General features: G+C 72.3%; 3 protein-coding genes. 1 reads left to right on the top strand and 2 read right to left on the bottom strand.

Translation table 11 applies throughout. The features are described from left to right. Nucleotides 1-358 precede the first annotated feature (358 nt). Nucleotides 359-1201 carry a patatin-like phospholipase family protein gene (locus tag AB0J52_RS30230; RefSeq protein WP_500186052.1) on the top strand — a complete coding sequence of 281 codons (843 nt, stop codon included), beginning with the start codon at nt 359-361 and terminating at the stop codon, nt 1199-1201. Nucleotides 1202-1300: 99 nt separating this feature from the next. Here the strand turns inward: AB0J52_RS30230 and AB0J52_RS30235 are convergent, their stop codons facing one another. Both AB0J52_RS30235 and AB0J52_RS30240 read right to left on the bottom strand, forming a co-directional pair. Then, nucleotides 1301-2761, bottom strand: a complete 1461-nt coding sequence (locus AB0J52_RS30235) for a pyridoxal-dependent decarboxylase (protein ID WP_500186053.1) — start codon at nt 2759-2761, stop codon at nt 1301-1303. Between the two features lie 246 nt (nt 2762-3007). Then, nucleotides 3008-4127, bottom strand: a 1120-nt coding sequence (locus tag AB0J52_RS30240; protein WP_500186054.1) for a lipase family protein, incomplete at its 5' end; no start/stop codon positions are given.

Here is a 4127-nt window from a genome sequence, read left to right on the forward strand (position 1 = left end):
ACTTTATCAGTTCCGCCCGGTCTGTCAATTCCCGGCCGATTCCGATTCCGCAGTTCCCGCCCGCTTTCGCGGCCGTTCCCTGCGGCACTTCTATTCCACCAGATCCGGACCGATTCGCAAAATCGAGCCTTTCTGGCATGCCACAGCACGCAGGGCACGACGGAATGTCGTGTCCTGTGGTTCGTGAAGGGGCTCCCCCGGTCGGCCGCCGCGTGTCCGCGCGTCCTGCATCCCGTGGGGACAAGGAGCAAACATACGTGCCCCGCGGAGCGGATGTCAAACCAGACCGCCCCGGAGTATCTTCCGGCACCCACGCGTTGCCATGATCATGGCTTCGAACGATCTCCAGGAGGACGGCTTGAGCGGACGAACGGCACTGGTGCTGGGTGGAGGCGGCGTCGCGGGAATCGCCTGGGAGGTCGGCGTCCTCGTGGGGCTGGCCGAGGCCGGGGCGAACGTGCTCGACGCTGATCTCCTCGTGGGGACGTCGGCCGGGTCGTCGGTGGCCGCGCAGGTGGGGGCGGGCCTCACGCCGGCCGAGCTGTACGCGCGGCAGACCGATCCCGCCTTGCAGAACCACGAGTTCGTCCCGCCGGGCGTCTCGCTGGAGCGGGTGTTCGAGCAGATGACGCGGATCCAGGCCGAGCACTCCGACATCGGGGACATCCGTCGCGAGGTCGGGGCTTACGCGCTGGCCGCCGAGACCGTCCCGGAGAAGGAGCGGTACGCGGTCATCGAGGGAAGGCTTCCGGTGCACGAGTGGCCGGACCGTCCCCTTCTGGTGCCGGCGGTGAACGCCGCGACGGGCGAGCCGGTGATCTGGACGAAGGACTCGGGTGTGTCCCTGGTGGACGCGGTCGCGTCGAGCTGCGCCGTGCCGGGGATCTGGCCGCCGGTGACGATCGGGGACGCGCGCTATACCGACGGCGGCATCCGGTCGATGGTGAACGCCGACCTGGCGGCCGGGTTCGAGCGCGTCCTCGTCGTCGCCCCGCTGACCGATCCGGCGCTGGACGGGCAGGTCGCGGCGCTGCGGGACGCGGGTGCCGTCGTGGATGTGATCCTCGCGGACGAGGCGTCCGTCGCGGCGTTCGGCACGGACCCGCTCTCCCCCGGGACGCGCGGTCCGTCGGCTGAGGCGGGGAAGGTCCAGGGGCTCGCAGCCGCCGCGGTCGTCGCGGCGCACTGGGCCGGCGCCTGACCGGACGCCGGACACCTGACCGGACGCCGGGAACGCGCCGTCATCGGTGCGCCGTGGGACTCGGGCCGCCGCCCCTGCCGGGGCGGCGGCCCATTCCGTTCAGCCGGTGGCCTGGTCCGTTCGACCGGTGGTCTTGGTCTCCTCGCGGATGCGGTCCCAGGCGGCGAGGATGTGGCGGCGTTCGGTGCCGGGGGCTCCGATCGCCATCCGGATGAGGACGTGTCCGTCGATCTTGGTGTGGGTGAGCAGGAGGTCGCCGGAGGCGTTGAGCCGCTGCAGGACGTCGAGGGTGGCGGCGTTGGCCTCCTCGGTGGTCAGGCCGTCCCAGAGCGGACGGAAGCAGACCAGGCCGAACGGGTGGTCGGAGCGGACCTCGAAACGGGGGTCGGCGCCGATGAGCTCGGCGAGCTCGTCCGCGAGGCGCGCGCCGGCCCGGATGTGCTCGCGCAGGCCCTCGGCCCCGTACCAGCGGATGACCGACCAGAGCTTCAGGGCGCGGAAGCGGCGGCCGAGCGGGATCTGCCAGTCGCGGTAGTCGACGACCTCCCCCGAGGTGGACGCCTGGTTGCGCAGGTACTCGGGGAGGATCGACAGGGCGCCCAGCATGGGGGCGCGGTCGGCCATCCAGAGCAGGGTGCAGTCGAAGTTGGTGAGCAGCCACTTGTGCGGGTTGGTGGAGTAGGACGCGGCGTACTCGGCGAGGCCGTCGTTGACCCAGCGGAACTCGGGGCAGACGGCGGCGACCCCGGCGTAAGCGGCGTCCACGTGCAGCCACACGTCGTGCGCGCGGCAGATCTCGCCGATGGCGGGGACGGGGTCGACGGCCGTGGTGGAGGTGGTGCCGACGGTCGCGCAGACCATGGCGGGTGTCGCTCCGGCGGCGACGTCCTCGCGGATCAGGGCGTCCAGGTGGGCCGGGTCCATGGCGAGGGTGGCGGGGTCCACGTCCACGACGCGGACATTGCTCGCACCCACGCCCGCGACGCGGGCGGCCTTCTCCAGGGACGAGTGGGTCTGCGAGCTGATGTAGAGCGTGTAGCGGCGGTCGATGCCATCGCGTCCGGGCGCTCCCCCGCCGGCGCGGTGCAGGGCGGACAGGAGGGCGACCAGGCACGCGCTGGACGCCGAGTCCTGGATGACGCCGTTGCCGCGGAATCCGGCGGGCAGGTCGAGCAGGTCGGCCATCCAGTCGGCGACGCGGGTCTCCAGCTCGGTCGCGGCAGGGCTGGTGGCCCACATCATCCCCTGGACGCCGAGTCCGGAGGACAGCAGGTCGCCGAGGATGGCGGGGCCGCTCGCGTTGGCCGGGAAGTAGCCGAAGAAGGCCGGATGCTGCCAGTGGGTGACGCCCGGCATGACGTCCCGTTCGAGGACGTCGAGAAGGCCGTCGAAGCCCTCGCCCTTCTCCGGCGGGTGCTCGGGGAGCGCGACCAGCACGTCGCCGGGCCGGGCTTGCGACATCACGGGGCGGGACTCGATCGACTCGTGGTAGTCGGCGATCCAGTCGATGACCTGCTTGCCGTACCGCCGGAACTCCTCCGGCGTCATGTGACCTGCCACCACACCTCCTCGTTGCAGCGCCCGACGGGCGACGCGCGGGGCGCGGCGCACGAGGGCGCCGGGCGCCGCCCGCGCCCGCCGGTGCACGGGGTTCTGTTCCGGCGGGCGCTGGCAGCATAGGCGGGTGGCCTGCGGAGTCTCCAGGGGATCTGGGAGAGGTTCCGGGATCGCGGTGGTCGGGAGGCGCCGGTGACGGCCTGCGTCCGGGGTGGTCGGCGGTCGCCGGTCACGGCCTGCCCGGGGTGGTCAGCAGTTGCCGGTGACGGGCCTGCCCTGGAAGCGGTCGTTGAGGAAGGCGGTCATGTCGGGGAACGCCTGGACCAGTCCGAGGGCGTGCTCGGCGAGGGGGTAGGTCCGCCAGGTCAGGTTCGCGCCCGCCTGGCACCAGGTGCGGTGCAGGGCGTCCGCCTGGGCGAGCGGGACGAGTTCGTCGGCCGCCGCGTGGGCCTGGAAGACCGGCATGGGCGGCTTCGCGCCGCCGAGCTTGTTCTCGGCGAAGCGGGCGAGCCAGGTGGGCGAGGTCAGCGGGTTGGTGGTCGTGAAGTCGGTGATGTGGCGGAACGCCGTGCCGCCGATGGCGCCGACGCCGTCCACGCTGACCAGGCAGACGTCTTTGTTGTTGGCCAGGAGCTTGCGGCCGGCGTCGTTGAGGTAGCTCTCCAGGTTCAGCTCGGGGTAGGCGGTGTCGTAGCCGACCGCGGACAGGAACGCCAGGCCCATGCCGGCGCTGCCGTCCAGGAACTTGCCGACCGCGACGAGGTCGGCGGGGACGCCGCCCGCGCTCACGCCCTTGATCCGGAGTTCCGGCGCGTAGGTGGGGGCGAGTTCGGCGGCCCAGCCGACCGATCCGCCGCCCTGCGAGTAGCCCTGCAGGCCGACGGGGGTGGTGGCGCTGAGGCCGGAGGACGGGAGGCGCTCGGCGGCGCGGGCCATGTCGAGGACGGCGCGTCCCTCCGACTGGCCCACCGTGTAGGTGTGGATGCCGGGGGTGCCGAGCCCCTCCATGTCGGTGACGGCGACGGCCCATCCCTTGAGCAGCAGGCCGTTGATGAAGGTCTGCTCGTAGTCGAGCCCGCGGGAGAGCGTGTAGGACGGGGCGCACTCGTCGCCGAGGCCGCGCGTCCCGACGCCGTAGGAGACCAGCGGACGGGACCCGCCGCCGAGCCAGGGGAGCTTGGGCACCAGGACGGTTCCGGAGACGGCGATGGCCTGGCCGGTCGCGTTCACCGACCGGTAGAGCACCTGGGTGGACGAGACGCCGAGCAGGGGCGGGTAGCTCGCGGTGCGGGAGCGGATGATGTCGCCGGGACGTCCGGCGGGCAGCGGGTTGGGGGGCTGGTAGAAGGCGTCGTTCTGGGGCGGGACC

This window comes from Spirillospora sp. NPDC049652 (assembly GCF_040675125.1).
Classification (GTDB): domain Bacteria; phylum Actinomycetota; class Actinomycetes; order Streptosporangiales; family Streptosporangiaceae; genus Spirillospora.